The sequence below is a fragment of the Helicobacter pylori genome (genome assembly GCF_009689985.1).
Taxonomy (GTDB): domain Bacteria; phylum Campylobacterota; class Campylobacteria; order Campylobacterales; family Helicobacteraceae; genus Helicobacter; species Helicobacter pylori_CG.
This window is the reverse complement of the sequence record NZ_QBAW01000004.1, coordinates 106,404-132,917: the sequence shown is the minus strand read 5'-3', so window position 1 is coordinate 132,917 and position 26,514 is coordinate 106,404. Positions and strand designations below refer to the sequence as shown.

General features: G+C 37.8%; 21 protein-coding genes and 1 tRNA gene. All 22 read left to right on the top strand.

The window, feature by feature from the left end; genetic code table 11:
* Nucleotides 1-22 precede the first annotated feature (22 nt).
* A complete protein-coding gene (locus DBU79_RS04435; protein WP_154411663.1) occupies nt 23-1,273 on the top strand; it encodes a cation:proton antiporter in 1,251 nt (416 codons plus the stop codon).
* Nucleotides 1,274-1,371: 98 nt separating this feature from the next.
* A complete protein-coding gene (locus DBU79_RS04430) occupies nt 1,372-3,108 on the top strand; it encodes a M3 family oligoendopeptidase (protein WP_154411662.1) in 1,737 nt (578 codons plus the stop codon).
* Entirely contained in the window at nt 3,093-3,593 is a 501-nt protein-coding gene (locus tag DBU79_RS04425; protein WP_154411661.1) for a hypothetical protein, read from the top strand. Before DBU79_RS04430 ends, DBU79_RS04425 begins: the two co-directional genes overlap by 16 nt.
* A gap of 11 nt (nt 3,594-3,604) precedes the next feature.
* Nucleotides 3,605-5,092, top strand: coding sequence for a DUF5644 domain-containing protein (locus DBU79_RS04420; protein ID WP_154411660.1), 1,488 nt, complete (start codon nt 3,605-3,607; stop codon nt 5,090-5,092).
* 1 nt (nt 5,093) lies between these two features.
* Nucleotides 5,094-5,408, top strand: coding sequence for a hypothetical protein (locus DBU79_RS04415; RefSeq protein ID WP_001870736.1), 315 nt, complete (start codon nt 5,094-5,096; stop codon nt 5,406-5,408).
* A gap of 9 nt (nt 5,409-5,417) precedes the next feature.
* The gene (locus tag DBU79_RS04410; protein WP_154411659.1) at nt 5,418-6,185 is read left to right on the top strand and encodes a TerB family tellurite resistance protein; all 768 of its coding nucleotides are present in this window, start codon (nt 5,418-5,420) and stop codon (nt 6,183-6,185) included.
* A 25-nt stretch (nt 6,186-6,210) separates the two neighbouring features.
* Nucleotides 6,211-8,106, top strand: a complete 1,896-nt coding sequence (locus tag DBU79_RS04405; protein WP_154411658.1) for a motility associated factor glycosyltransferase family protein — start codon at nt 6,211-6,213, stop codon at nt 8,104-8,106.
* Between the two features lie 47 nt (nt 8,107-8,153).
* A complete protein-coding gene (locus DBU79_RS07920) occupies nt 8,154-8,777 on the top strand; it encodes a type I restriction endonuclease (RefSeq protein ID WP_326731197.1) in 624 nt (207 codons plus the stop codon).
* Between the two features lie 226 nt (nt 8,778-9,003).
* The gene (locus DBU79_RS04400; RefSeq protein WP_229764010.1) at nt 9,004-11,301 is read left to right on the top strand and encodes a DEAD/DEAH box helicase family protein; all 2,298 of its coding nucleotides are present in this window, start codon (nt 9,004-9,006) and stop codon (nt 11,299-11,301) included.
* Nucleotides 11,294-12,934 carry an N-6 DNA methylase gene (locus DBU79_RS04395; protein ID WP_154411657.1) on the top strand — a complete coding sequence of 547 codons (1,641 nt, stop codon included), beginning with the start codon at nt 11,294-11,296 and terminating at the stop codon, nt 12,932-12,934. Before DBU79_RS04400 ends, DBU79_RS04395 begins: the two co-directional genes overlap by 8 nt.
* On the top strand, nt 12,927-14,177 hold the full coding sequence (locus DBU79_RS04390; protein ID WP_154411656.1) for a restriction endonuclease subunit S: 1,251 nt from the start codon (nt 12,927-12,929) through the stop codon (nt 14,175-14,177). Before DBU79_RS04395 ends, DBU79_RS04390 begins: the two co-directional genes overlap by 8 nt.
* Nucleotides 14,178-14,673: 496 nt before the next feature.
* A tRNA-Pro gene (locus tag DBU79_RS04385) sits at nt 14,674-14,751 on the top strand.
* A 94-nt stretch (nt 14,752-14,845) separates the two neighbouring features.
* Complete coding sequence (locus tag DBU79_RS04380) at nt 14,846-16,873, top strand: RNA degradosome polyphosphate kinase (protein WP_154411655.1); 2,028 nt, start codon at nt 14,846-14,848, stop codon at nt 16,871-16,873.
* A 36-nt stretch (nt 16,874-16,909) separates the two neighbouring features.
* Nucleotides 16,910-17,965 carry a quinone-dependent dihydroorotate dehydrogenase gene (locus tag DBU79_RS04375; RefSeq protein ID WP_154411654.1) on the top strand — a complete coding sequence of 352 codons (1,056 nt, stop codon included), beginning with the start codon at nt 16,910-16,912 and terminating at the stop codon, nt 17,963-17,965.
* A complete protein-coding gene (pqqE, locus tag DBU79_RS04370; RefSeq protein ID WP_154411653.1) occupies nt 17,962-19,296 on the top strand; it encodes a zinc protease PqqE in 1,335 nt (444 codons plus the stop codon). The genes DBU79_RS04375 and pqqE overlap by 4 nt, the downstream gene beginning before the upstream one ends.
* A gap of 14 nt (nt 19,297-19,310) precedes the next feature.
* Nucleotides 19,311-20,213 carry a 4-hydroxy-tetrahydrodipicolinate synthase gene (gene dapA / locus DBU79_RS04365; RefSeq protein WP_154411652.1) on the top strand — a complete coding sequence of 301 codons (903 nt, stop codon included), beginning with the start codon at nt 19,311-19,313 and terminating at the stop codon, nt 20,211-20,213.
* Nucleotides 20,210-20,998 (top strand): enoyl-ACP reductase, encoded by a 789-nt coding sequence (locus DBU79_RS04360; RefSeq protein ID WP_120859074.1) that lies wholly within the window; start codon nt 20,210-20,212, stop codon nt 20,996-20,998. Before dapA ends, DBU79_RS04360 begins: the two co-directional genes overlap by 4 nt.
* A 9-nt stretch (nt 20,999-21,007) precedes the next feature.
* On the top strand, nt 21,008-21,616 hold the full coding sequence (locus DBU79_RS04355; protein ID WP_154411651.1) for a hypothetical protein: 609 nt from the start codon (nt 21,008-21,010) through the stop codon (nt 21,614-21,616).
* A complete protein-coding gene (gene pgsA, locus DBU79_RS04350) occupies nt 21,613-22,152 on the top strand; it encodes a CDP-diacylglycerol--glycerol-3-phosphate 3-phosphatidyltransferase (protein WP_195834228.1) in 540 nt (179 codons plus the stop codon). The genes DBU79_RS04355 and pgsA overlap by 4 nt, the downstream gene beginning before the upstream one ends.
* 194 nt (nt 22,153-22,346) lie before the next feature.
* Nucleotides 22,347-23,789 carry an amino acid permease gene (locus DBU79_RS04345; RefSeq protein WP_154411649.1) on the top strand — a complete coding sequence of 481 codons (1,443 nt, stop codon included), beginning with the start codon at nt 22,347-22,349 and terminating at the stop codon, nt 23,787-23,789.
* Nucleotides 23,790-23,833: 44 nt separating this feature from the next.
* Nucleotides 23,834-25,264, top strand: coding sequence for a Do family serine endopeptidase (locus DBU79_RS04340; protein ID WP_154411648.1), 1,431 nt, complete (start codon nt 23,834-23,836; stop codon nt 25,262-25,264).
* Between the two features lie 21 nt (nt 25,265-25,285).
* The gene (locus DBU79_RS04335) at nt 25,286-26,506 is read left to right on the top strand and encodes a bifunctional 2-C-methyl-D-erythritol 4-phosphate cytidylyltransferase/2-C-methyl-D-erythritol 2,4-cyclodiphosphate synthase (RefSeq protein WP_154411647.1); all 1,221 of its coding nucleotides are present in this window, start codon (nt 25,286-25,288) and stop codon (nt 26,504-26,506) included.
* Nucleotides 26,507-26,514: the final 8 nt, after the last annotated feature.

The window sequence follows — 26,514 nt, the reverse complement described above, 5'->3', positions numbered from 1 at the left end:
ATTCTACTGGGGAAAGGTTTTTATGGAAAATAACACACTTTATATTGTTATTGCTGGCTTATGGCTTGCTGTGGGCTTTGGAATCTTTTTAAAGAAATTAGACATGCCTGTTATCATTGGTTACATTTGCACAGGAACGGTCTTAGTGGCTTTTTTTAAAATTAATGATTTTAATTTGTTGTCTGATATTGGCGAATTTGGTATCGTCTTTTTAATGTTTATGATAGGCATTGAGTTTAATTTTGACAAGCTCAAATCCATCAAACAAGAAGTGCTCGTTTTTGGGCTTTTGCAAGTAGTTTTATGCGCTTTAATCGCTTTTTTACTGGGGTATTTTGTTTTGGGTCTTTCACCCATTTTTTCCCTTGTTTTAGGCATGGGGCTTTCGCTCTCTTCAACCGCTATTGTGCTGAAATTCTTTGAAGATTCCAAACAGCTTAGCACGCCCATGGGAAAGAGCACGGTGGGGATTTTGATTTTCCAAGATATTGCAGCCATTCCCATGCTTTTAATTTTGACGATTCTAGGCAGTAAGGATTCTAATGTTAATTTACTCATTCTTAAAACCTTTATTTCAGCAGGGATTATTTTAGTTCTTTTATTATTGCCTGGAAAAAAAGGGGCTAATCTCATCTTAGAGCAAGCAAAAGACACGCGCTTGCCCGAAATTTTTATAGGTACGATTTTAGTGATTGTTTGCAGCGCGGCGGGGTTGAGCCATTTTTTTGGGTTTTCTATGTCTTTAGGAGCGTTCATTGTGGGCATGGCCATTTCTAAATCGCGCTATAAAATCAATGTCCAAGAAGAATTTGCGCAATTAAAAAACCTCTTCTTAGCCCTTTTTTTCATTACGATAGGGATGCAAATTAATGTGAGTTTCTTTATAGAGAAGTTCTTTGTTGTCATCTTTTTACTCATTTTAGTGATGGGTTTTAAGACGGCTATCATTTATGCGCTTTTGCGTTTTTTTAGAGACGCTAAAACTGCCATAAAAACCGCTCTTTCTTTGGCGCAAATCGGGGAGTTTTCTTTTGTCATTTTCTTAAATTCAGGCTCGCACCAGCTCTTTAATTTGCAAGAAAAAAAAGGGATTCTTGGTTTTTTGCACCAAAAAAATATCTTAAGTATCGCTCAAAATGACATCCACCAGCTCCTTATCCTTATGGTGGTCTTTTCTATGTTAGCAACCCCTTTTATCTTAAAATACCTAGAATCTATCGCTCAATTTATTTTGCACCAAAAGAGCCAAGAAAATGAGCCGGCTAAAAAATAATTGCGTAAAAACCAAATGATAAGTTTGCTTGTATTGTAAGTGTTATGTTAAAATACAAGCGTATTGAACTCAAACTATTAAACAAAAAGGGGGCTTTTATGAAAGAGCAAGAATGGGATTTAAGTGCTTTATTTGAAAATAAAGAAAGCACAGAAGAATTTTTAAAAACCTTACAAACAGAAGTGCAAGAATTTGAGAGCACTTATCAAAACAACCTTAAGAATTTAGACATTGCAGGGTTTGCCAACGCTCTTAAACATTACGAAGATTTGTCAGAAAAGATTTCTAGAGCGATGACTTACGCTCAATTACTTTTTGCCAAGAACACCAAAGAAGCGAAGTTTTATTCGCAATGCGAAATGGCTTGTGCGAATATCCAACAGCACCTTTTATTCTTTGAAATTGAATTTAAGAATTTAGACGCCAAAAAACAACTCGCTTTCATTAAAAAATGCAAAAACCATGCTTTTTATTTGAACAATCTCATAGAAAGGAAAAAGCACACCCTAAATTTAGACGAAGAAAAGATCGCTCTAGCCCTTTCACCTGTGGGAGTGGGTGCGTTTAGCCGTCTTTTTGATGAGCATTTTTCTTCTTTGAAAATCCCTTTTGAAGAGCAAAATTTGAGCGAAGAAGAAATTTTAGCCCTCTTGCACAACCCCAAACGCAAGATCCGTAAAAAATCTCAAAAAGCTTTCAGTAAAGCGTTAGAAAAATCTCGCCCTTTGCTCACTTACATTTTAAACATGGTGCGTAAAGATTTGCTCATTGAAACTAGGCTGAGAAAATACGATAAAAAAGAGAGTTTCCGCCACATTGACAACCAGATCTCCCAAGAGAGCGTGGATAGCATGATAGAGATTGTGAACGCTAATTTTTCTTTAGTGCATCGTTACTACCATCAAAAAGCACAAATTTTAGGGCATAAACTCAAAGACTACGATCGCTACGCCCCTTTAAGCGATGAAAACACCACCATGACTTACTCTCAAGCTTTAGAAGAAGTGCTTAACACCCTTAAAGCCTTTAGCCCAGAATTTCACAAAATCGCTTCTAAAGCGATCAAAGAAGGCTGGGTGGATTCACACCCTAAAGATTTTAAGCAAGGTGGGGCTTTTAGCCATGGCGGGGTGCCTAGCGCTCACCCTTATGTGCTATTAAACTACACAGGAAACCGCCGAGACGCTTTCACTATCGCTCATGAATTTGGGCATATGATCCACCAAGAATTGTCCAAAAAACAAGGCGTATTGAACATGGATACGCCCTTAACCACCGCAGAAACCGCTTCCGTCTTTTCTGAAATGCTGTTTTTTGAGCATTTAAAAAAGGGTTTAAAATCTGACGAACTCCTTTTCATGCTAGCCGGCAAACTAGAAGATATTTTTTCTACCCTTTTTAGGCAAGTGGTGATGACTAATTTTGAAAGAAGAATCCATGAAATTGATGAAGAATTAGACACCAAAGATTTTGATCGAATCTGGTTTGAAGAAAACCAAAGAATGTTTGAAAAGAGCGTGAAACTCACTAAAAACTACCATTTGTGGTGGAGCTATATCCCCCATTTTATCCATTCGCCTTTTTATTGCTACGCTTATAGTTACGGGCAGCTTTTAACTTTGGCGCTTTATGGGCTTTATAAAAAAAGCGACGCTAAAGAGTTTGTTAAAACTTACACGGAATTTTTGAGCTTAGGAGGATCAAAAAGCCCCAAAGAATTAGTGTCCATGTTTGGCTTTGACATTGATAGCAAAGAATTTTGGGAAATTGGCATGCAAGAGGTGTGCCATTTGTTAGAAGAATTTGAAAGGTTGCTCGCATGCAAAGAGAATTAAGGCTTTTAAACAACAAGCATTGCATGGAATACTTGCAATTTCTGTCCAAAAACCATTTGAGTTTCAACCTTTTGTGCGAAAGAGATGCGATTGATTTTTCCCCCAAGCTCCCTAAAGAAATTCATGAAAAATTCGGTGCGTTAGTGCTGTTTGTTTTAGCCGGATACACCTTAGAAAGCTTGATGATTGATGCAAAAAGCGTGCAGTTTGAAGCCGGGTTTGGCCCTAACAACATTGGCAGCGTGGTTCAAGTGGAACTTCCTGGCATCATTCAAATCCTTATCAAAGAAAAAAATGAAAATGTCGTTTTATTCAATCGTTGCGATTCGCTTGAATTGTTTCAAAAAGAAGAGCCAATCACACAAGAGCCAAAAAAAGACGAGCAAGAATTTAAAGAAGAGTTTAAAGAATGGCTGGATTCTAAAGAGGCTCTTTTTTCCAATTCCAAAAACCGCACGATTTTAGAAAATCTGCACAAAAGCTAAAGGACTGATTGATGAGCGTTTTGAAATTGCATGTAAAAGTCTTTCGTTTTGAAACCAACAAAGATTACAACCCCGCTTATGAGTCTTATTTTTTAGAATACCAAGAAGATCAATACCTTTTGGATCTTTTAAGACAACTCAAAGGCGTGAGCTATAATGAAAATATCGCGCTTAAAATCAATCAAATTGCGGTGTTTGAAGACGCTAAAGTGAGCGATTTGGTGGCGTTTTTTTCTAAAGAATGGGTGCTAGATCCCCTATCCAAACGATACGCTTTAAAAGATTTGGTGATTGATGAAAAGGCGGTTTTAAAAAACTATGAAGATTTTTTCAAACAAGTCCCCTACATCACTAAAGGCGAAAAAGAAGAATTAGAAAAGTTTATCCAAATCAATTTTATCAACCCCCAAACAAACCCTAAATATCTAGGCGATGGCTTTTTCTTGTATGTTAAATGGCTGATGAAGCGCTACCCCACAGAGCGCAACCGGTTATTAGAGATGATTTCTCAGCCTGAAAGCGGCGTGATGAATTTTTTAAGCGTGGCGCATTATCTCTATAAAAATGATGATAACATTGACCATGAAATCTATGAATTGCAAGAAATCCTAACCAATTCCAAAATCAAGCCATGGAAAGATTTTTCTAAAAACCTTTTAAGCCTTTTTCAATACAACTCTAACCCCCCTAAAACGCCTAACCCCCCTAAAACTTGCACGCTCTTTAACGCTTATGCGAAGCATTTAAACGCGCAATCGCTTCTAAAAAGCGCTAAGCTCTATTTAGAAAAAATGGGGCAAAAAGTCATTGATCTGCCTTTTTGTTATGATGGAGGCTATTATGGGAAAATTATAAGCACAAATGATTTTCTCACGGCTTCTGCGTATAATCTGGCTCTAGCCAAAGCCAATGGCGTTTCGCTCATTTTTTGCGAAGAAGATGCGTATTTGAATATCTTGCATGCTAAAGAAGTTTTAGACAACAACCCTGAAATCATTGACTCCATTAATGAAAAATTGAAAAAATACCAGCTTGTTTATGAAAAAGGCGTTGAGGTAGTCTATCTTAATGAGTGGGTTAATGAATTTTTGGCATGGGAATTGAAAAGCCCTTTTGATGCGTTTTTAGGGGCTGAATTTTCTCGCATCAAACAAAGCGATCATTTTTTCAATAAAATCCGTTTAAAAGCCCCCCATTTTTTAGAGTCTTTTCAAAATTACGCCCCCCTTTTAGAAGTCAATGAAGCAAGCGGCTTACTCCAGTGCGCGCATTTACGCTATTTAGGGATTGATTTAGGGGCGGATTTTTTAATCGTGCATTCTTTAGGGCTTTTTTACGCTTTTGAAAATTTAAGCTTAAAAGCTTCAAAGATTTATAAAAGAGATAATGACAACACCCCCACTTTATTTTTACCTCAAATCGCGCTAATGGCTATGGGGGAAAAAGACACGCAAGCTTTAGGGCTTGATGCGCATTATCATAAGTTTACTTTCATTTAAAATGAACGCTTTTTTAAAACTCACGCTCGCTTCTTTGATGGGGGGGCTTTGGTATGCTTTCAATGGCGAAGGCTCTGAGATTATCGCTATAGGGATTTTTTTATTGATTTTGTTTGTTTTTTTCATCCGCCCTGTGAGTTTCCAAGACCCAGAAAAACGAGAAGAATACATAGAACGGCTTAAAAAAAACCATGAGAGGAAAATGATCTTACAAGACAAGCAAAAAGAAGAGCAAATGCGTCTTTATCAAGCCAAAAAAGAGCGAGAGAGCAGGCAAAAACAAGACCTTAAAGAACAAATGAAAAAATACTCATAAAGGAAAAAAATGGAAATCATTTTATTAATTGTTGCGGCGGTTGTGTTGTTTTATTTTTACAACACCCTCAAAGAATATTTGAAAAACCCCCTAAACCCTAAAACCAAAACCGAAGAATACGACTTGAAAAACGACCCCTATTTGTTGGTGCAATCTAGCCCCCTAGACAAATTCAAGCAAACCCAAATAGGCGCGTATATGCGTCTTTTAAAGTTTTTAGACATTCAAAAAAACGCTTTGGATAACGCCTTAAGAACGCTTTTTATCAATGAATTAGAGCAGCCCTTAAACAGCGAACAGCAAAATTTAGCCAAAGAGCTTCTCAATGAGCCTGTGGATAAAAAAGAAAATTTTGAATCCTTATGCCAAGAAATCGCCGACCACACGCATGGGGAATACGCCAAACGCCTGAAATTAGTGGAATTTCTCATGTTATTAGCCTATGCTGATGGGATTTTGGATAGCAAAGAAAAAGAATTGTTTTTAGATGTGGGGGCGTTTTTGCAGATAGACAATCAGGATTTTAACGAGCTTTATGATAATTTTGAACGCTTCAATGCAATAGAAATCCCTATGTCTTTAGAAGAAGCAAAAAATCTTTTTGAAATCCAAACTAATATAACCAAGCAAGATTTAGAGGAAAAAGCTTTGGATTTGAGCGCTCTCTACTACCATAAAATGAATGACAACAAACGCTACAGCGAACAAGATTTTATCTCGTTAAAAAAGATCGCTCTCGCTTCCCAACTCTTAGAAAATGATTTAAAAAACTCCTAATGGGTCTTATGAAAAAGGCTATTGAATGCCCTTTTTAAAGGCCCTAGAATCTTTTGATGCGCCTTTTTTAGAAAAAGAAATTTTAAAGCGTTTTAGGGATAATTTAGTTTTTTTCAAATCTTATAATCCCCATCTTTTTAACGCTCTCAATACGCCTTTTAAAAATTACCAATTGCTTTTTGAAAAAAACCACTTCAATCTCTTACACACACCCACAAACGCTTTAAGCTACCCTAAAAATCAAATGGTAGAAATCGCTTTTAACATGGCTTCTAACCCCCTGAATAATCCCAGATGGTCATTAGACAATAACCACCTCTCTTTAAATTATTTAAAAACTCAAAACAACCCCAAACTCCCCCTAACCCTTAAAGCCACGCATGCAATCTCAAACTTTTTAGATGATTATCAAACGCCTTGCTCTTTAAAAAAATTCTTACCCCCTACCATGATTTATGGCGTCTTAGACGGCTTGTTTTTGGCCATTTTACAGGCTCAAAATTACCGCTTCCATTCGCTTTATTTGTTTGAAGAAAATTTAGATTTGTTTAAAATCAGCTGTTATTTTGCGCGTTATGAAGATTTGATTACAAAAGGGGCTAAACTCTTTATTCAAGGGTTTTTTAACCCCAATGAATTAAAAATGGATTTTTTGAAACGCCCTATCACGCATTCTTTTTTAAAGCTAGAAATCATGCCCTATAAAAGCGCTTTTAATTCACGCATGCGAGAAACCATTCAAAGCTATTACAAACAAGCTTTAAGGGGTTGGGGGAGTTTTGAAGATGAATTGCTAGGATTAAAAAACACGCTTAAAAACTTACCCTTATACCACACTCTAAAAACCAAACCTAAAAAGATTAACGCCCCCATTTGCGTGGTGGGTAACGGGCCAAGCCTGGATTTATTGTTGGATTTTTTAAAAGAAAATGAAGATCATTTCATTATTTTTTCATGCGGAACCGCTTTAAAGCCTTTAAAAACGCATGGCATCAAAGTGGATTTTCAAATAGAAGTGGAGCGCATAGACTATCTTAAAGAGGTTTTAGAAAAAGCCCCCCTAGAAGACACCCCCTTAATGGGGGCTAACATGCTCAATCCTAACGCTTTTAATATAGCCAAAGAAGCGTTAATGTTTATGCGTGGGGGGAGCGCTTGCGCGTATATAAGCCCTTTAAGTATAGAATACGCAGCGCCTTTTGTGGGCAATGCTGGGGTGGCTTTAGCGGGTTTGATGAGCGATGAAATCTATTTGTGCGCTTTAGATTGCGCTTATATCAAAGGGTTTAAAAAGCACGCTAAAAATTCCTATTATGAAAACGAAAAAGAAATTGACACTTCATCTTTAATCAGCATAGAGGGCAATTTTAAAGGTTATGAAACTTTTAGCGACTCGCTCTTTTTGCTCTCTAAAGAAAGGATTGAAGAAGCCCTTCATCATTACCAGCCTAAAAAAGTCTATAATTTAAGCTATGGGGCGAAAATCAAGCATGCCGTTAGTCTCAATCGCTCTCAAGTGAAATTGAAACAAATCAACAAACAAGACGCTATCGCTCGCATTAAAAGCATGTTTAATCCCCCCAATAACCATGCTAAGGATTTAAACAATTTACAAAAAAATCTTATGAATTTTAAAGAGGATTTTTTCACGCTTTTAAACACGCCTTGTAAAACCAAGCAAGAAATATTTGAATGGGTGGATAGCTTGAGTGGGTTTTGCCAAACAGCCAGCGCTAAAACCCCCACCATAGGCATTTTATTTGAAGGGAGTATCGCTCATATTTTACAAAGCGTCTTAATCGTTTCATTGCATCTTAAAGAAAATGAGCTTACAAATTTTATCAACCACTCTCAAAACACCTTAAAACAATTCCTTAAAAAAGCTTGTTTGTTGTTGAAAAGGCAGCTCAAACAACCATGATTTTTATTTTTACACTATAATAACAACCTTAAATCAAAGGGGTGTGCATGCCATACAATGAAATCACAAGGGTTCAAGTCCCTGCCTTAATGCATTTAGCCAAGTTGGGCTATAACTTTATTCCTCAAAAAAATAAGCCTAACCTAGACACCGCCACTAATATCTTAATAGATAGTTTCACTCAATCCTTTGAGCGATTGAACCCCAATAAAAACGCAAAAGATGTTCTTGCTGAAATGAAAAAACGCTTAAATTACGATGATTTGGGCAAAAGCTTTTATGAATACTTGCTCAAAAGCGAGCATCAAATCATAGACTTTGATAACCCTAGCAACAATCTTTATGAAATGATGGCTGAATTACCCTATAAATCCTTTAGGCCTGACATCACCCTTTTTATCAATGGCTTGCCTTTGGTGAGTATAGAAGTTAAACAGCCTTTAGCCGGACAAGGCATTAAAGAGGAAAAAGATCGCCATATCCAACGCTACAAAAACCCTGAAAATAAAGTTTTTTATAACCTTGCGCAAATCTGGCTTTTTAGCGATAACTTGCCCTATGATGAAAACAACCCCGATCAAGGCGTCTTTTATAGCGCTTCTTATTCGCCCATTTTCCAACGCTTTATTGAAGCTGATAGGCTAGATATTACCCCCCCCCCCCGAAAATGATCAAAACCATCAAAATCACAAATCGCTTGAAGAAATCCAAAAACGCGTCTTAAACGAATTTAATCTCAAAGATACCGACACCCTAGAAAGCTCCAAAGACACCCCCACAAACTCCCTTTTAACTTCGTTTTGCTCTCACAAAAGGCTTTGCTTTATCCTAAAATACGGCATTAGTTTCTTAAAAGAAAAATCAGAGTTTAAAAAACACCTTTGGCGTTACGCGCAGATGTTTGCGAGCTTGAATGTTTTAAAAGAATTGCAAAAGCATTATGAAAGCAACCCAAAAGACCCCCTAAAAGGCATCATCTGGCACACGCAAGGCAGCGGTAAAACCGCCTTAACCTACCATTTAACCAAACTCATCAGAGACTTTTTTAGCCGATCCAACCTGAACAAAAAGACTAAATTTTATTTTATTGTGGACAGACTGGATTTATTAGAACAAGCCAAAAGCGAGTTTTTAAAAAGAGGCCTTTGTGTGCATGAGGCAGAAAATAAAGAGGATTTGAGCCAAAAATTAAAAAACTCTAGCGTTTTTGATGGCCCTCAAGGGAATGATGAAATCATCGTTGTGAATATCCAAAAATTCAAATCCCCCAATGAAGAAAAAGCCCCCAATGAAGACCCTTCTAGCGTTCCTAAAGAAATTATTTCTAAAACAGAATTACAAGAAGCGGCAAAAGATAACCATGATTTACAAAGGGTGTTTATCATAGATGAAGCCCACAGAAGCTATGACCCTAAAGGCTGTTTTTACGCTAATTTGATAGAATGCGACAAAACAGCAATCAAAATCGCCCTCACAGGCACGCCCCTATTAGAAGACAACGCGCAAGATAAAGCCACTAAAAACACTTTTGGCAACTACTTGCACACCTATTCTTATACAGAATCCATTAAAGACAGACACACCCTAAAACTCCAATTAGAAATCATTGAAAAGAGCTACAAAGAAAAACTACAAGAAATCTATCGCCTTTTACAAGAAAGCATCACTATTGAAGACATAGAGGTTAAAAAAGAAACGATTTTTAATCATGAAAGATACATTGAAGAAATGCTCTTTTATATCATCAGAGATTTATTGTTTTTCAGGCGTGTAAATAATGATGAAAATTTAAAGGCTGATGAAAATTTAAAGGCTATGGTAATTTGTTTTTCAAGCACACAAGCCAAATTAGCTAATTGTCTTTTTAATGAAGTCCAAGAAAAAGTCTTACAAGAAAACCCTAACCTGAAAATTTTAAAAAAACTCCAATCCAGCCTGATTTTGCATGACGAACAAGAAGTCAAAGAAAAGATTTATTCTTTCAAACATGAAAATACGGATATAGTTTTTGTGTTTAACATGCTTTTAACCGGCTTTGATTTACCCAATCTCAAACGCCTTTATATCCACAGAGAATTAAAAGATCACAATTTGCTCCAAGCCCTAGCCAGAGTGAATCGCTCCTATAAAAACATGTCTTTTGGCTACCTTATAGATTTTGTAGGGATTAAAGAAAATTACGACAAAACGACTGATGATTATTTGAAAGAGTTAAACCGATTCAATCAAAGCGATTCTAATATCAAAGATAATCTCAAAGACATGTTTGCGGATCGCAATATTTTAGAAAAAGACATTAAAAACGCCTATGATGATCTTTTTAATTACCCCATTGACGATATAGAGGCCATGACTAGCGCCATTGTTGATATTAGCGGAATGAACGAGCTTTTAAAAGTCTCACACGCCATTAACACGCTCAAAGAGCGCTACAATTTAATCCACACTTCTAACGATGAAAAAATCCTTTCCTTAAAAGAAAAAATGGATATTGAAAAGATCAGCAAAATCTCTTCAATGCTTAATAAAAAAGCCAAACACCTCCATGCGTTAAAAAATATCAATGAGCCTAAAAACCCAAACGATTTAATCGTTTTAGAAGACCTCATCGCTCTTTTAGACTTTAAAATAGAGTTTAAAGAAAGCAAAGAATTACGCTTCAAAGAAAAAGAAGAGATTAGCGCTAAATACAAGCAAGCTAAAGAGATTTTAGAAAAAATCCCAGATAAACAAGACAAAGAAGTTCAAAAGATTTCTAAAGAGCTTTCAAAATTGCTCCAAGAACCCCTAACCAATCATAATTTTGATGGAATTTCTCATTCTTATAGCGCGATCATTTCACAACTAAAACAACATAAGGAGCAAACCACCAACCTGTTAAATAAATACAATAATGATCGAGCTTATGTGATCACGCATAAACGCCTTCATGATCGCCTTATGGAAGAAAACATTTCTAAGGGAATTTTTACGCTTTTAAGCGCCTTAAAAAAAGCTCTTGATGTGCGTATTTTTAAGCGTCAAGAAATCTTAAACGAAGAAACCACCCTAAAAACTGCCATAAAAGTAGAATTAAGGGACACTTTCAACAAAAACCCCTCCTTAAAAGATTTACAAAAAGAAACAGAATTTATTACTCAAACCCTTTTTAACGAACTCCCAAAAAATTATAATCAAGGAAATTTACATGCCTAATAACGCTTTATTGCAAATCAAACAAGACACCCTAAGCCTCATTGACGATTTAAAAGTCATTTGCACGAGTTTTGGTTTAAGGAACGACGGCAACGAATACAAGATCATCACGCAATGCTTTTTGTATAAATTCTTATGCGATAAGTTTGAATTCCTTTTTGAACAAGAATACCCCAACAAAACGATACGAGATTACAAAGACTTTAAAAAGGAAGAAAAAGAAGATTTTTTCCTTACCTTAAGCGATAAAAAACTCCCCAAACTCTCTTATGATGAGCTTTTAAGCTATCTTTTTGAAAAACATTTTAACGATAACGATTTACACCTTAAACTAGATGCTATTTTTAATCGTATTTCTAGCAATAATGCCGAGCTTTTTAACACCAAAAGCACGGATAAAACCACTATCGCCCTATTTGAAAGCGTCTCACAATACATTAATGAAGAATCCAAAAGGGCTAATTTTACCAAAGTTTTACTAGACAAACTCAAAAAGTTTAATTTCAAACAAGCTTTTTTAAATTTACAAAACCAACAAGGCTATGACTTTTTCGCCCCCATTTTTGAATACTTAATCAAAGATTACAATAAAGCCGGCGGAGAGACATACGCCGAATACTACACCCCTTTAAGCATCGCTAGCATCATTGCCAAGCTTTTAGTGAGCGAACCCACTCAAAGCGTCAAAATCTATGATCCAAGCGCTGGCACAGGAACGCTTTTAATGGCGCTAGCCCACCAAATAGGCACCAATTCTTGCACCCTTTATGCCCAAGACATTTCGCAAAAATCCTTAAGAATGCTCAAACTCAACCTGATTTTAAACGACTTGACCCACTCTTTAAGATACGCCATTGAGGGAAACACCTTGACTAACCCCTACCATTCTAAAGACGATAAAGGGAATGAAATCAAAATGGATTTCATCGTGAGTAATCCCCCTTTCAAGCTGGATTTTTCCAACGAGCATGCCGAGATTTCGCAAAACAAAAACGATTTTTTCTTAGGCGTGCCTAATATCCCTAAAAACGATAAAAGCAAAATGCCCATTTACACGCTCTTTTTCCAGCATTGCTTGAACATGCTTAATAATAAGGGTAAGGGGGCTATAATCGTGCCGACCGGATTCATTAGCGCTAAAAGTGGGGTAGAAAATAAGATTATCCGGCATTTAGTAGATGAAAGGCTCGTTTATGGGGTAATTTGCATGCCCAGTCAGGTTTTTGCCAACACCGGCACTAACGTGAGCATCATCTTTTTTCAAAAAACGCCAAGCGCAAAGGAAGTGATCTTGATTGACGCTTCCAAACTCGGCGAAGAATACACCGAAAACAAAAACAAAAAAACGCGCTTAAGAACAAGCGATATGGATTTGATTTTAGAAACTTTTAACAACAAAACCCCCAAAGCGTATTTTTGCGCTCTGGTTTCTTTTGATGAAATCACAGAAAAAAATTATTCTCTAAACCCCGGGCAGTATTTCACCATAGAAGACACAAGCGAGAAAATAAGCCAAGCGGAGTTTGAAAACTTGATGCAACAATATTCAAGCGAACTAGCGAGCCTTTTTGATGAAAGCCAGAGCTTGCAACAAGAGATTTTAGAAACTTTAAAAGGGGTTAGGTTTGAGTGAGTGGCAAACATTTTGTTTAAAAGATTTAGTAAAAATATTTGGAGGCTCTACCCCACCTACCAATAACCCTAAAAATTATGGAAACAAAATTCGTTGGATAACAGCTAAAGATTTATCCACTTTACAAGGGCGCTACATTAAAAAAGGCAGCCGCAACATTTCACGATTAGGGTTTAAATCATGTTCTTGTGTGTTACTTCCAAAACATGCCATTTTATTTTCCGTAAGAGCTCCCATAGGTTATACCGCTATTATTTCTAAAAGAAGTTGCACAGATAGAGGTCTTATGGGACTAGTCCCTAATAAAAAAATTTATTTTGAATTTTTATACTACTTATTAAAACACCATAAGCATAACATCTCTAACATGGGAGTTGGCACTACTTTTAAGGGTATTTCAAAGCCAGCGTTAGGACTATTCCAAGTTAAGATACCCCCCACTTATTACGAACAACAAAAAATCGCCCGCACGCTTTCTGTCTTAGATCAAAAAATAGAAAACAACCATAAAATCAACGAGCTTTTACACAAAATCCTAGAGCTTCTTTATGAGCAATACTTCGTGCGTTTTGATTTTTTAGATGAAAACAACAAACCCTACCAAACTAGCGGCGGAAAAATGAAATTTTCTAAAGAATTAAACCGCCTTATCCCTAACAATTTTGAAGTCAAAACGCTAGGGGATAATCCCCTATGTAACACAATCAAAACGGGAGTAACCCCCTTTAAACAAAAAGTGTATTATGAAACAAAACATATACAAGAAACCCTATCTCTTAATCAAGGACTTAAAGTTAGCTATAACAAACGCCCTAATAGAGCCAACATGCAACCCGCTATCTATTCAGTATGGTTTGCCAAAATGAAAAACACTAAAAAACACTTATTTTTAAACCAACACATGCAATCATGGATAAAAGAAAGCATATTATCAACAGGTTTTTGTGGCTTACAATGTCAAAAATATACTTTTGAATACATAGCTTCCACGATTAAATACTCCCCTTTTGAAACAAGAAAAAATAATCTAGCGACCGGTGCTACACAAAAAGCTATCAACATTGAGGCACTAGACTATATTCTCATTCTTATACCAAATAAAGAGTTATTAGATAATTATTCTAAAATAACTAAACCACTCTATGAAAAAATATCTAATAACATCATTGAAACCCAAACCCTAACCGCGCTCAGAGACTTTCTGCTCCCCCTACTCTTAAAACAACAAGTCAAACCCCAATGAAAAATTTTAGAACAAAACTTTTTTAAGGGGTAAAAACCCTTTAGTTACAAGAAAGAGAAGTTTTGTCATCAAAAGAAATTTTTTAAAGAAAAAGAAGTTTCAAAAAATTAAAAGTTTGAGTCAAATCCGCTAGTAACCATAGATTTGACCCTAGCACTCTTGCGCTAGAGCCAAAATTTTAGTATAATGGCGTTGCGAGTGCCATTAAAACTATGATTACTAATAGTAATCTCATGTTAGGTTATCTCCTTTCGAGGTAACCGCCCACTGTTACCCCCAACCCTAACATACTCCAGATACCGCAACCAAAGAGAAAACCAAGAGATTACTACTTGCGTCCGTTTATTATAGAATAAATCAACCCAAAAAACGCTGAAAAAATTTTAAGCGATCTTTTAGGGTTAAATGAAGTTTTATTCAAAAAATGAAGTTTTACAAAAAAGAGTTTTTAAACAATAACTAAGAAAACTTATATTAGAATACCCCTTTTTGATTGCGGAGTATGGCGCAGCCTGATTAGCGCGCACCCTTGGGGTGGGTGAGGTCGTGGGTTTGAATCCCGCTACTCCGACCATGACTTTTTAAAAAAGCTTCAATGATTATCATTTCATTATATAATCACACCAAACAAAATCAATTTTTAAACATGATGATTGAAAGGATTTCTATTGAATCGTTTCTTTAACCGAGAGCTTTCATGGTTAGCTTTTAACACAAGGGTTTTGAATGAAGCCAAAGATGAGAGCTTGCCTTTATTAGAGCGCTTGAAATTTTTAGCCATTTATGACACGAATTTAGACGAATTTTACATGATAAGAGTGGCAGGGCTTAAACAACTCTATGAGCATAAAATCGCTTCTAAAGGCATTGATGGCGCAAGCCCTGAAGAGCAACTAGAAAAAATCAAGCATTATTTAGCGCATGAAATTGAAGAAAGGGAGTTAGAATTTCAAAAAATCCAAGCCCTACTCTTTAAAAAAGGGCTTTGTATCACCCCCTATAATGAATTGAATTTAGAGCAAAAAGCGAAGGCTAAAACCTATTTTAAAGAGCAGCTTTATGCGTTAGTCTTGCCTTTTAAGTTGGATTCTTCGCACACCTTCCCGCCTTTAGCGAATTTGACTTTCGCGCTTTTTGCCCACATCAAAGACAAAGAAACCCAAAGCGTCTCCTATGCGCTCATCAAACTCCCCTCTTTTATCTTCCGTTTTGTAGAGCTAGAAAAAGGCTTGTTTGTGTTGGCTGAAGAAATCGTAGAAGCGCATTTAGAAGAATTGTTTTTAGAGCATGAGATTTTAGATTGCATGGCGTTTAGGGTAACTTGCGATGCGGATATTGCTATCACTGAAGATGAAGCGCATGATTATGCGGATTTGATGAGTAAGAGTTTGAGAAAACGAAATCAAGGCGAAATCGTGCGCTTGCAAACCCAAAAAGGGAGTCAAGAGCTTTTAAAAACCCTTTTAGCGTCTTTAAGGAGTTTTCAAACCCACTCTTACAAAAAGCACAAACTCACCGGCATGCATGCCTATAAAAGCACGATCATGCTCAATTTAGGGGATTTGTGGGAGTTAGTCAATCACAGCGATTTTAAAGCGCTCAAATCGCCCAATTTCACGCCCAAAATCCACCCTTATTTCAATGAAAACGATCTTTTCAAATCCATAGAAAAACAAGATCTGTTGCTGTTCCATCCTTATGAAAGTTTTGAGCCTGTGATCGATTTAATAGAGCAAGCCGCTAGCGATCCGACCACCCTTTCTATCAAAATGACGCTTTATCGTGTGGGCAAGCATTCCCCCATTGTCAAAGCTTTGATTGAAGCGGCGAGCAAGATTCAAGTGAGCGTTTTAGTGGAATTAAAAGCGCGCTTTGATGAAGAAAGCAATCTGCATTGGGCAAAAGCTTTAGAAAGGGCGGGCGCGTTAGTCGTTCATGGCGTTTTCAAACTCAAAGTGCATGCTAAAATGCTCGTGATCACTAAAAAAACGGACAACCAATTACGCCATTTCACCCATTTAAGCACGGGCAATTACAACCCTTTGAGCGCTAAAATCTATACCGATGTGAGTTTTTTTAGCGCTAAAAATGAAATCGCTAACGATATTATCAAGCTTTTCCATTCCTTGCTGACTAGCAGTGCCACTAGCAACGCATTAGAAACGCTTTTTATGGCACCCAAACAGATCAAGCCTAAAATCATTGAACTCATTCAAAATGAAATGAATTACCAACAAGAAGGCTATATCATCTTAAAAGCCAACGCCCTAGTGGATAGCGAAATCATTGAATGGCTCTATCAAGCCTCTCAAAAGGGGGTTAAAATTGATCTCATTATCAGGGGGATTTGCTGTTTAAAGCCCCAAGTCAAGGGCTTGAGCGAAAATATCAGGGTGTATTCTATCGTGGGGAAATATTTAGAACATGCACGCATTTATTATTTTAAACATGAAAATATTTATTTTTCTAGCGCTGATTTAATGCCCAGAAATTTAGAAAGGCGCGTAGAATTGCTTATCCCGGCCACAAACCCCAAGATCGCCAATAAATTGTTGCATATTTTAGAAATCCAACTCAAAGACACCCTAAAACGCTACGAGTTAGATTCTAAAGGCCGTTACGCTAAAATTTCAAACCCTAACGATCCTTTAAATTCACAGGATTATTTTGAAAAACAAGCCCTTAAAACCTTTTAAAGGTTATCGTTCAAATCATAAAAGACAAGGATTTAAATGCTTTATTCGTTAGTAAAAAAATATCTTTTTAGCCTGGACGCTGAAGACGCGCATGAAAAAGTTTGTCAAATTTTAAGAACGCTTTCTAAATCGAGCTTTTTGTGTAGTTTAATCCATTCTCAATGGGGTTATAAAAACCCAAAGCTTGAAAATGAAATTTTAGGCTTAAATTTCCCTAACCCCTTAGGCTTGGCCGCCGGTTTTGATAAAAACGCTTCCATGCTTAGGGCGTTAATTGCTTTTGGGTTTGGCTATTTGGAAGCAGGCACATTGACTAATACCGCACAAAGCGGGAATGAAAGACCCAGGCTTTTCAGGCACATTGAAGAAGAGTCCCTACAAAATGCGATGGGGTTTAATAATCATGGGGCAATTTTAGCAGCGAGATCGTTCAATCGCTTCGCCCCTTATAAAACCCCTATTGGCATCAATTTAGGCAAAAACAAACACATAGAGCAAGCGCATGCCCTAGAAGATTACAAGGCGGTTTTAAATAAATGTTTAAACATTGGCGATTATTACACCTTCAACCTTTCTTCGCCCAACACCCCTAATTTAAGGGATTTACAAAACAAAGCGTTTGTGAATGAGCTTTTTTGTATGGCTAAAGAAATGACTCATAAGCCTTTATTTTTAAAAATCGCCCCGGATTTAGAGATAAACGACATGTTAGAGGTTGTCAATAGCGCTATTGAATCAGGAGCGCATGGGATTATTGCGACTAACACCACGATTGATAAAAGCCTAGTGTTCACTCCTAAAGAAATGGGGGGCTTGAGCGGGAAATGCTTGACTAAAAAAAGCCGTGAAATCTTTAAAGAATTGGCTAAAGCTTTTTTTAATAAAAGCGTTCTTGTTTCTGTGGGGGGGATTAGCGATGCCAAAGATGCTTATGAAAGGATTAAAATGGGAGCGAGTCTGTTACAAATTTATAGCGCTTTTATTTACAATGGGCCAAATTTATGCCAAAATATTCTTAAAGATTTGGTAAAATTACTCCAAAAAGATGGATTTTTGAGCGTTAAAGAGGCTATAGGAGCGGATTTAAGATGAAATATTTTTCTGTTAAAAGACTTTTGAGGCTTAGTTCTGTCTTGTTAGTCACTTTAGGAGCGAGCATGCACGCACAATCTTACTTACCCAAACATGAGAGCGTTACCTTAAAAAACGGGTTGCAAGTCGTAAGCGTCCCCCTAGAAAATAAAACCGGGGTTATAGAAGTGGATGTGCTTTATAAAGTCGGCTCTAGAAACGAAGTCATGGGCAAGAGCGGGATCGCTCACATGTTAGAGCATTTGAATTTTAAAAGCACTAAAAACCTTAAAGCCGGCGAATTTGACAAGATCGTTAAGCGTTTTGGGGGCGTGAGTAACGCTTCTACGAGCTTTGATATTACACGCTATTTCATTAAAACCAGTCAGGCTAACTTAGACAAGTCTTTAGAATTGTTCGCTGAAACCATGGGTTCTTTGAATTTAAAAGAAGATGAGTTTTCGCCTGAGCGTCAAGTGGTCGCTGAAGAAAGGCGATGGCGCACCGATAATTCCCCTATCGGCATGCTTTATTTCCGCTTTTTCAACACCGCTTATGTCTATCACCCCTACCATTGGACGCCCATTGGTTTTATGGACGATATTCAAAACTGGACTTTAAAAGACATTAAAAAATTCCATTCGCTCTACTATCAGCCTAAAAACGCTATCATTTTGGTGGTAGGCGATGTCAATTCTCAAAAGGTTTTTGAATTGAGTAAAAAGCATTTTGAATCCTTAAAAAACCTTGATGGAAAATCTATCCCCACCCCCTACATGAAAGAGCCTAAACAAGATGGAGCCAGAACGGCAGTCGTGCATAAAGATGGGGTCCATTTAGAATGGGTAGCGTTAGGGTATAAAGTGCCTGCTTTCAAGCATAAAGATCAAGTCGCCCTAGATGCGCTAAGCAGGCTTTTAGGCGAAGGTAAAAGCTCATGGTTACAAAGCGAATTGGTGGATAAAAAACGCCTGGCTTCTCAAGCCTTCTCGCATAACATGCAATTACAAGATGAAAGCGTGTTTTTATTCATTGCGGGGGGTAATCCTAATGTCAAAGCCGAAGCCTTACAAAAAGAAATCGTAGCACTTTTAGAAAAGCTTAAAAAAGGCGAAATCACTCAAGCTGAGTTAGACAAGCTCAAAATCAATCAAAAAGCTGACTTTATTTCTAATTTAGAAAGTTCTAGCGATGTTGCGGGGCTTTTTGCGGACTATTTAGTGCAAAACGATATTCAAGGCTTGACGGATTATCAGCAACAATTTTTGGATTTAAAAGTGAGCGATTTGGTGCGTGTGGCCAATGAATATTTTAAAGACACCCAATCAACCACCGTGTATTTGAAACCTTAAAAGAGCCTTACAACATGCAATTCCATTCATCTAGTGCGTTAATTACGCCTTTTAAAAAAGATTTGAGCGTTGATGAGGCTACTTATGAAGCCTTGATCAAGCGCCAAATTTTTCAGGGCATGGACGCATGCGTGCCTGTTGGCACGACAGGAGAATCCGCCACGCTCACCCATAAAGAGCATATGCGTTGCATTGAAATCGCCGTAGAGACTTGCAAAAGCACTAAAACGCCCTCAAATTCGCGCATGAAAGTGTTAGCCGGCGTGGGCAGTAACGCCACGAGCGAGTCCCTTTCTTTGGCAAAGTTCGCTCAAAAAATCGGCACGGATGCGATTTTATGCGTAAGCCCCTATTATAACCGCCCCACCCAACAAGGCTTGTTTGAACATTATAAAACTATCGCTCAATCGGTGGAAATCCCTGTCATGCTTTATGATGTGCCAAGTAGAACAGGTGTGTCTATTGAAGTTTCAACCGCTCTCAAACTCTTTAGAGAAATCCCTAACATTAAAGCCATTAAAGAAGCGTCTGGCTCTTTGAAAAGAGTAACGGAATTGCATTATTATGAAAAAGATTTTAAAATTTTTAGCGGGGAAGATTCACTCAACCACTCTATCATGTTTTCAGGGGGGTGGGGCGTGATTTCAGTGACCGGTAATTTAATGCCTAATTTGATTTCACAAATGGTCAATTGCGCGCTCAAACTTGAATACCAACAAGCCCTAGAAATCCAAAATAAGCTTTTTCCTTTGCACCAAGCCCTTTTTGTAGAAACAAATCCTATCCCTATTAAAATGGCTATGCATTTAGCCGGCTTGATTGAAAACCCAAGCTACAGACTGCCTTTAGTGGCCCCAAGCAAAGAAACGATTCAACTTTTAGAAAAAACTTTACAACAATATGAGGTCATTGCATGAATCATTCCAATCACATGAAAAATAAAACCCTAGTGATCAGCGGCGCGACTAGAGGGATTGGCAAGGCGATATTGTATCGCTTCGCTCAAAGCGGCGTGAATATCGCTTTCACTTACAATAAAAATGTTGAAGAAGCCAACAAAATTATAGAAGATGTGGAGCAAAAATATTCCATTAAAGCCAAAGCCTACTCTCTCAATGTTTTAGAGCCTGAGCAATACACAGAGCTTTTTAAGCAAATTGACGCTGATTTTGACAGAGTGGATTTTTTTATTTCTAACGCTATTATTTACGGGCGTTCTGTCGTGGGCGGATTCGCGCCGTTTATGCGATTAAAACCTAAGGGGTTAAACAATATTTACACAGCCACTGTGTTAGCGTTTGTGGTTGGGGCTCAAGAAGCGGCAAAACGCATGCAAAAAATAGGCGGTGGGGCGATTGTGAGCTTAAGCTCTACCGGGAATTTGGTCTATATGCCTAATTACGCCGGGCATGGCAATTCTAAAAACGCCGTAGAAACCATGGTCAAATACGCTGCTGTTGATTTAGGCGAGTTTAACATTAGAGTGAATGCGGTGAGTGGCGGGCCTATTGATACGGACGCTTTGAAAGCCTTCCCTGATTATGTGGAGATTAAAGAAAAAGTAGAAGAGCAATCGCCCCTAAAACGCATGGGCAATCCTAACGATCTGGCTGGAGCGGCTTATTTTTTATGCGATGAAACCCAAAGCGGTTGGCTTACAGGGCAAACGATCGTTGTAGATGGCGGGACTACTTTTAAATAAAGATATTTCTTGCAAAACATTATCCACATCCACCAAAACAAAGAGTTGCAATTCATTAAAAAATGCTTGTTGTGTTATTTTTTCGCCCCTTTGTGTGGGGCTATCTTGTTGGTGTTTTTTCTTATTTCAAGCGGGGCAAAATCGTTTCAAGTTTCTAACCTCTTTAATAATCAACTAGCTTATATCGTTTTATTGTCTCTTTTTTTGTGCGCGCTTGGGTTTATTGCCGGAGCCATTGGTTTTTACAGGCTTTCTAAAATCACACGCCATCTGAGTTTTTTTGAAAATTTTGCTTTCAGTTTTTTGGCGGTAATTTTATGCGCCCTTTTAAGCTATCTTATCCCTAACGCTAGTAACGCTCTTTCGCTAATCGGTAATGGCGTTTCTATTTTTTATTTGCACAAACTCTATAGAGAATTGAGCCTTTATACGCAAGAAAGGTTTTTTTTAAGCGGGTTTAGGTTATTGCTTTTTAGTTTCATGCTGGCTCTTTTAGGGATTTTAGCGCAAGCGTTAGTGATCATTTTTTTAACGATCGCTGTGGTTTTAATGTGTGTAGCGCTGAGATTTTTAGGGCGCGCGTTTTTGAATTTTTCACAAGTCTTTTTGAAAGCATGAAAGTTTTAAAACTCCTGCCTAATTTTTTAACGATTTTACGCATTGTCTTATCCTTGTTTCTATTATTTTTATTGTTAAACACGCACACTTATTTTAGTTTTTTAACCCCCTTTCACATCAACATGATCTCTTCATTGGTTTTTTTGTTTGCCGCGCTCACGGATTTATTGGACGGCTACATCGCTAGAAGCTATAAAGCCAAATCGCGCTTTGGGGAAATCTTTGATCCTTTAGCGGATAAAATCCTTATTTTGAGCGCGTTTTTAGGGTTAGTCCATTTGGATCGTGTGAATGCGTGGATCCCGTTTGTGATTTTAGGGCGTGAATTTTTTATTTCAGGGATTAGAGTCTTAGCCGCTAATGAAAAAAAGGATATTCCTGTCAATGCACTAGGCAAGTATAAAACCGTTTCTCAAGTCGTGGCGATTGGCGCTTTATTGGCTGATGTAACTTACTCTTATGCGCTTGTGGCTATAGCGGTTTTTTTAACCCTTTATTCGGGGATAGATTACACTATTAAATATTATAAATCTTAATGTTTTAGAAGAAGTTTTTAGCGTTCTTTAAAAAATACCTTAAAACTCCGTTCTCATCCAATATTGATAAACATTAATCTTAATTCTTTCGTTTTTTTTAAATTTTATTTTCAATATTCAATTAAAAAAAATCATTTTATTTTATTTTTGTTATAATTCAAGCTATTTTTATTTTCAATCTAAGGAGGTGTCGCATGGACAATCAAGAGATAACGCATCAAAATATCGCACAAAAACAAGGCGAGCTTAAAAGAGACATGAAAATGCGCCATCTCTTAATGATTGCATTTGGGGGAGCGATTGGCACAGGGCTTTTTGTAGGCACTGGAGGTAATATTGCGAGTGCTGGCCCTTTAGGGACTTTGATCGCTTATTGTTTTGGAGGGCTTGTGGTCTATTGTATCATGCTCTCTTTAGGCGAATTGGCTAGCGTTTATCCCACTACGGGAAGTTTTGGGGATTATGCGGCTAAATTCATAGGTCCTGGCACGGGCTATATGGTTTTTTGGATGTATTGGCTTGGCTGGGTGATCACGGTAGCGTTAGAATACATCGCTATAGGCATGCTCATGCAACGCTGGTTTGCTGGTATTCCTATCCATTATTGGGTTATTTTATGCATTGCGTTGGTTTTTTTATTGAACTTCTTTTCGGTTAAAATTTTTGCTGAAGGCGAATTTTTCTTCAGCCTGATTAAAGTTTTAGCGGTGATCGCTTTTATAGGCATTGGTGCAATTGGGATCATCTATCAAATCTATTTGCATGGGTTTAGTTCTATTTTTGATAATTTCCATTTTGGCGATAAGGGGTTTTTCCCTAACGGGAGCGCAGCGGTTTTTAGCGCGATGCTTGCGGTGATTTTCGCTTTCACTGGCACAGAGGTGATTGGGGTAGCTGTGGGAGAGACTAAAAACGCTAGCGAAGTGATGCCTAAAGCGATTAAAGCGACTTTGTGGCGGATTGTCTTTTTCTTTTTAGGCTCTGTGTTTGTCATTTCTGTTTTTTTACCCATGAACGATTCTTCTATCACGCAAAGCCCTTTTGTAAGCGTTTTAGAACGCATCAACTTGCCCTTTATTGGCATGGGTATCCCTTATGTGGCTGATATAATGAACGCTGTTATCATTACGGCGATGTTTTCTACCGCTAATTCAGGGCTTTATGGAGCGAGCCGCATGATTTATGGGCTGTCCAAACAAAAGATGTTTTTTAAGGTTTTTTCCAAACTCAACCGACAAGGCACGCCCACTTATGCGATGTTTTTTTCCCTTTCTTTTTCTCTCATAGGGCTTTTAGTCCAAATTTATGCCAAAGAAAATGTCGTGGAAGCTTTGATTAATGTGATCAGTTTCACGGTGATTATTGTGTGGGTTAGCGTGTCTGTTTCGCAATATTCTTTCCGCAAGCAATACTTAAAAGCCGGGCATTCTTTAGCGGATTTGCCTTATAAAGCCCCCTTTCTACCCTTTTTGCAACTCATAGGGATCACTGGGTGTGTTATCGGCGTGATTGGTTCGGCTATGGATAAAGATCAACGCATTGGGATGATTTTAACGATTGTTTTTGCCATTGTGTGTTACATTGGATACTATTTTACACAAAAAGCTAATGAAAATAACAAAAAAGATTTGATATAATCTTTTTTTAATTTTGAAGTTTAGCAAATTTTAAGGAAGTAACCATGATGAAAAAAACCCTTTTTATCTCTTTGGCTTTAGCGTTAAGCTTGAATGCGGGCAGTATCCAAATCCAAAGCATGCCCAAAGTTAAAGAGCGAGTGAGTGTCCCCTCTAAAGACAATACGATCTATTCTTACCACGATTCTATTAAGGATTCGATTAAAGCGGTGGTGAATATCTCTACTGAGAAAAAGATTAAAAACAATTTTATAGGTGGCGGTGTGTTTAATGACCCCTTTTTCCAACAATTTTTTGGGGATTTGGGCGGCATGATCCCTAAAGAAAGAATGGAAAGGGCTTTAGGTAGCGGCGTAATCATTTCTAAAGACGGCTATATTGTAACTAATAACCATGTGATTGATGGCGCAGATAAGATTAAAGTTACCATTCCAGGGAGCAATAAAGAATATTCCGCTACTTTAGTAGGCACGGACTCTGAAAGCGATTTAGCGGTGATTCGCATCACTAAAGACAATCTGCCCACGATCAAATTCTCTGATTCTAATGATATTTTAGTGGGCGATTTGGTTTTTGCGATTGGTAACCCTTTTGGCGTGGGTGAAAGCGTTACGCAAGGCATTGTTTCAGCGCTCAATAAAAGCGGGATTGGGATCAACAGCTATGAGAATTTCATTCAAACAGACGCTTCCATTAATCCTGGAAATTCCGGCGGTGCTTTGATTGATAGCCGTGGAGGGTTAGTGGGGATTAATACCGCTATTATCTCTAAAACCGGAGGCAACCACGGCATTGGCTTTGCCATCCCTTCTAACATGGTTAAAGATATTGTAACCCAACTCATTAAAACCGGTAAGATTGAAAGAGGTTACTTGGGCGTGGGCTTGCAAGATTTGAGTGGCGATTTGCAAAATTCTTATGACAATAAAGAAGGAGCGGTAGTCATTAGCGTAGAAAAAGACTCTCCGGCTAAAAAAGTAGGGATTTTGGTGTGGGATTTGATCACTGAAGTCAACGGGAAAAAGGTTAAAAACACGAACGAATTGAGAAATCTAATCGGCTCTATGCTACCCAATCAAAGAGTAACCTTAAAAGTCATTAGAGACAAAAAAGAACGCACCTTCACCCTCACTCTTGCTGAAAGGAAAAACCCTAACAAAAAAGAAACAATTTCCGCTCAAAACGGCGCACAAGGCCAATTGAACGGGCTTCAAGTAGAAGATTTAACTCAAAAAACCAAAAGGTCTATGCGTTTGAGCGATGATGTTCAAGGGGTTTTAGTTTCTCAAGTGAATGAAAATTCCCCAGCAGAACAAGCCGGATTTAGGCAAGGCAACATTATCACAAAAATTGAAGAGGTTGAAGTTAAGAGCGTTGCGGATTTTAACCATGCTTTAGAAAAGTATAAAGGCAAACCCAAACGATTCTTAGTTTTAGATTTGAATCAAGGTTATAGGATCATTTTGGTGAAATGATAGAGATGGGTTGTTAGTCGCATGTCTTTGATTAGAGTGAATGGGGAAGCTTTTAAACTCTCTTTAGAAAGTTTGGAAGAAGACCCTTTTGAAACTAAAGAAACGCTAGAAACGCTTGTTAAACAAACGAGCGTTGTTTTATTGGCTGCTGGGGAATCGAAACGATTTTCTCAAACCATCAAAAAACAATGGCTACGCTCTAATCATACCCCCTTATGGCTCAGCGTTTATGAAAGCTTTAAAGAAGCCCTAGACTTTAAAGAAATCCTTTTAGTTGTAAGCAAATTGGATTATATTTATATCAAACGCCATTACCCTGAAATCAAGCTTGTAAAAGGTGGGGCATCAAGGCAAGAATCCGTTCGTAACGCTTTAAAAATAATTGATAGCGCTTACACACTCACCAGCGATGTGGCTAGGGGTTTGGCCAATATTGAAGCGCTCAAAAGTTTGTTTTTAACCCTCCAACAAACCAGCCATTATTGCATCGCTCCTTACTTGCCTTGCTATGACACAGCGATCTATTATAACGAGGCTTTAGACAGAGAAGCGATCAAACTCATTCAAACCCCGCAATTAAGCCACACCAAAACGCTCCAATCAGCCCTAAATCAAGGGGATTTTAAAGATGAAAGCAGCGCAATTTTACAAGCTTTCCCTAATTTGGTGAGCTATATTGAAGGCAGTAAGGATTTGCACAAGCTCACCACGAGCGACGATTTGAAGTATTTCGCACTCTTTTTTAACCCAGCAAAAGACACTTTTATAGGCATGGGCTTTGATACGCATGCGTTCATTAAAGATAAGCCTATGGTTTTAGGGGGAGTTGTTTTGGATTGCGAGTTTGGGTTAAAGGCCCATAGCGACGGCGATGCTTTGTTGCATGCGGTTATTGATGCGATTTTAGGAGCGATTAAAGGGGGGGATATTGGCGAATGGTTCCCTGATAATGACCCCAAATACAAAAACGCCTCTTCTAAAGAGCTTTTAAAAATCGTGTTGGATTTTTCTCAAAGCATTGGGTTTGAATTGCTTGAAATGGGAGCGACCATCTTTAGCGAAATTCCCAAAATCACTCCTTACAAACCGGCGATTTTAGAGAATTTGAGCCAACTTTTGGGTTTAGAAAAATCTCAAATCAGCTTGAAAGCCACCACAATGGAAAAAATGGGGTTCATTGGCAAACAAGAAGGGCTGTTAGTCCAAGCGCATGTGAGCATGCGTTATAAACAAAAACTTTAAAGGTAAGG

What these genes read in the sequence shown, in the direction of transcription:
- DBU79_RS04375 (WP_154411654.1), top strand. Translation starts at nt 16,910, where the DNA reads ATGCTTTATTCGTTAGTAAAAAAATATCTTTTTAGCCTGGACGCTGAA.
- DBU79_RS04340 (WP_154411648.1), top strand. Translation starts at nt 23,834, where the DNA reads ATGATGAAAAAAACCCTTTTTATCTCTTTGGCTTTAGCGTTAAGCTTG.
- dapA (WP_154411652.1), top strand. Translation starts at nt 19,311, where the DNA reads ATGCAATTCCATTCATCTAGTGCGTTAATTACGCCTTTTAAAAAAGAT.
- DBU79_RS04435 (WP_154411663.1), top strand. Translation starts at nt 23, where the DNA reads ATGGAAAATAACACACTTTATATTGTTATTGCTGGCTTATGGCTTGCT.
- DBU79_RS04405 (WP_154411658.1), top strand. Translation starts at nt 6,211, where the DNA reads ATGCCCTTTTTAAAGGCCCTAGAATCTTTTGATGCGCCTTTTTTAGAA.
- pqqE (WP_154411653.1), top strand. Translation starts at nt 17,962, where the DNA reads ATGAAATATTTTTCTGTTAAAAGACTTTTGAGGCTTAGTTCTGTCTTG.
- DBU79_RS04430 (WP_154411662.1), top strand. Translation starts at nt 1,372, where the DNA reads ATGAAAGAGCAAGAATGGGATTTAAGTGCTTTATTTGAAAATAAAGAA.
- DBU79_RS04410 (WP_154411659.1), top strand. Translation starts at nt 5,418, where the DNA reads ATGGAAATCATTTTATTAATTGTTGCGGCGGTTGTGTTGTTTTATTTT.
- DBU79_RS04415 (WP_001870736.1), top strand. Translation starts at nt 5,094, where the DNA reads ATGAACGCTTTTTTAAAACTCACGCTCGCTTCTTTGATGGGGGGGCTT.
- DBU79_RS04425 (WP_154411661.1), top strand. Translation starts at nt 3,093, where the DNA reads ATGCAAAGAGAATTAAGGCTTTTAAACAACAAGCATTGCATGGAATAC.
- DBU79_RS04345 (WP_154411649.1), top strand. Translation starts at nt 22,347, where the DNA reads ATGGACAATCAAGAGATAACGCATCAAAATATCGCACAAAAACAAGGC.
- DBU79_RS04360 (WP_120859074.1), top strand. Translation starts at nt 20,210, where the DNA reads ATGAATCATTCCAATCACATGAAAAATAAAACCCTAGTGATCAGCGGC.
- pgsA (WP_195834228.1), top strand. Translation starts at nt 21,613, where the DNA reads ATGAAAGTTTTAAAACTCCTGCCTAATTTTTTAACGATTTTACGCATT.
- DBU79_RS04400 (WP_229764010.1), top strand. Translation starts at nt 9,004, where the DNA reads ATGTTTGCGAGCTTGAATGTTTTAAAAGAATTGCAAAAGCATTATGAA.
- DBU79_RS04395 (WP_154411657.1), top strand. Translation starts at nt 11,294, where the DNA reads ATGCCTAATAACGCTTTATTGCAAATCAAACAAGACACCCTAAGCCTC.
- DBU79_RS07920 (WP_326731197.1), top strand. Translation starts at nt 8,154, where the DNA reads ATGCCATACAATGAAATCACAAGGGTTCAAGTCCCTGCCTTAATGCAT.
- DBU79_RS04335 (WP_154411647.1), top strand. Translation starts at nt 25,286, where the DNA reads ATGTCTTTGATTAGAGTGAATGGGGAAGCTTTTAAACTCTCTTTAGAA.
- DBU79_RS04420 (WP_154411660.1), top strand. Translation starts at nt 3,605, where the DNA reads ATGAGCGTTTTGAAATTGCATGTAAAAGTCTTTCGTTTTGAAACCAAC.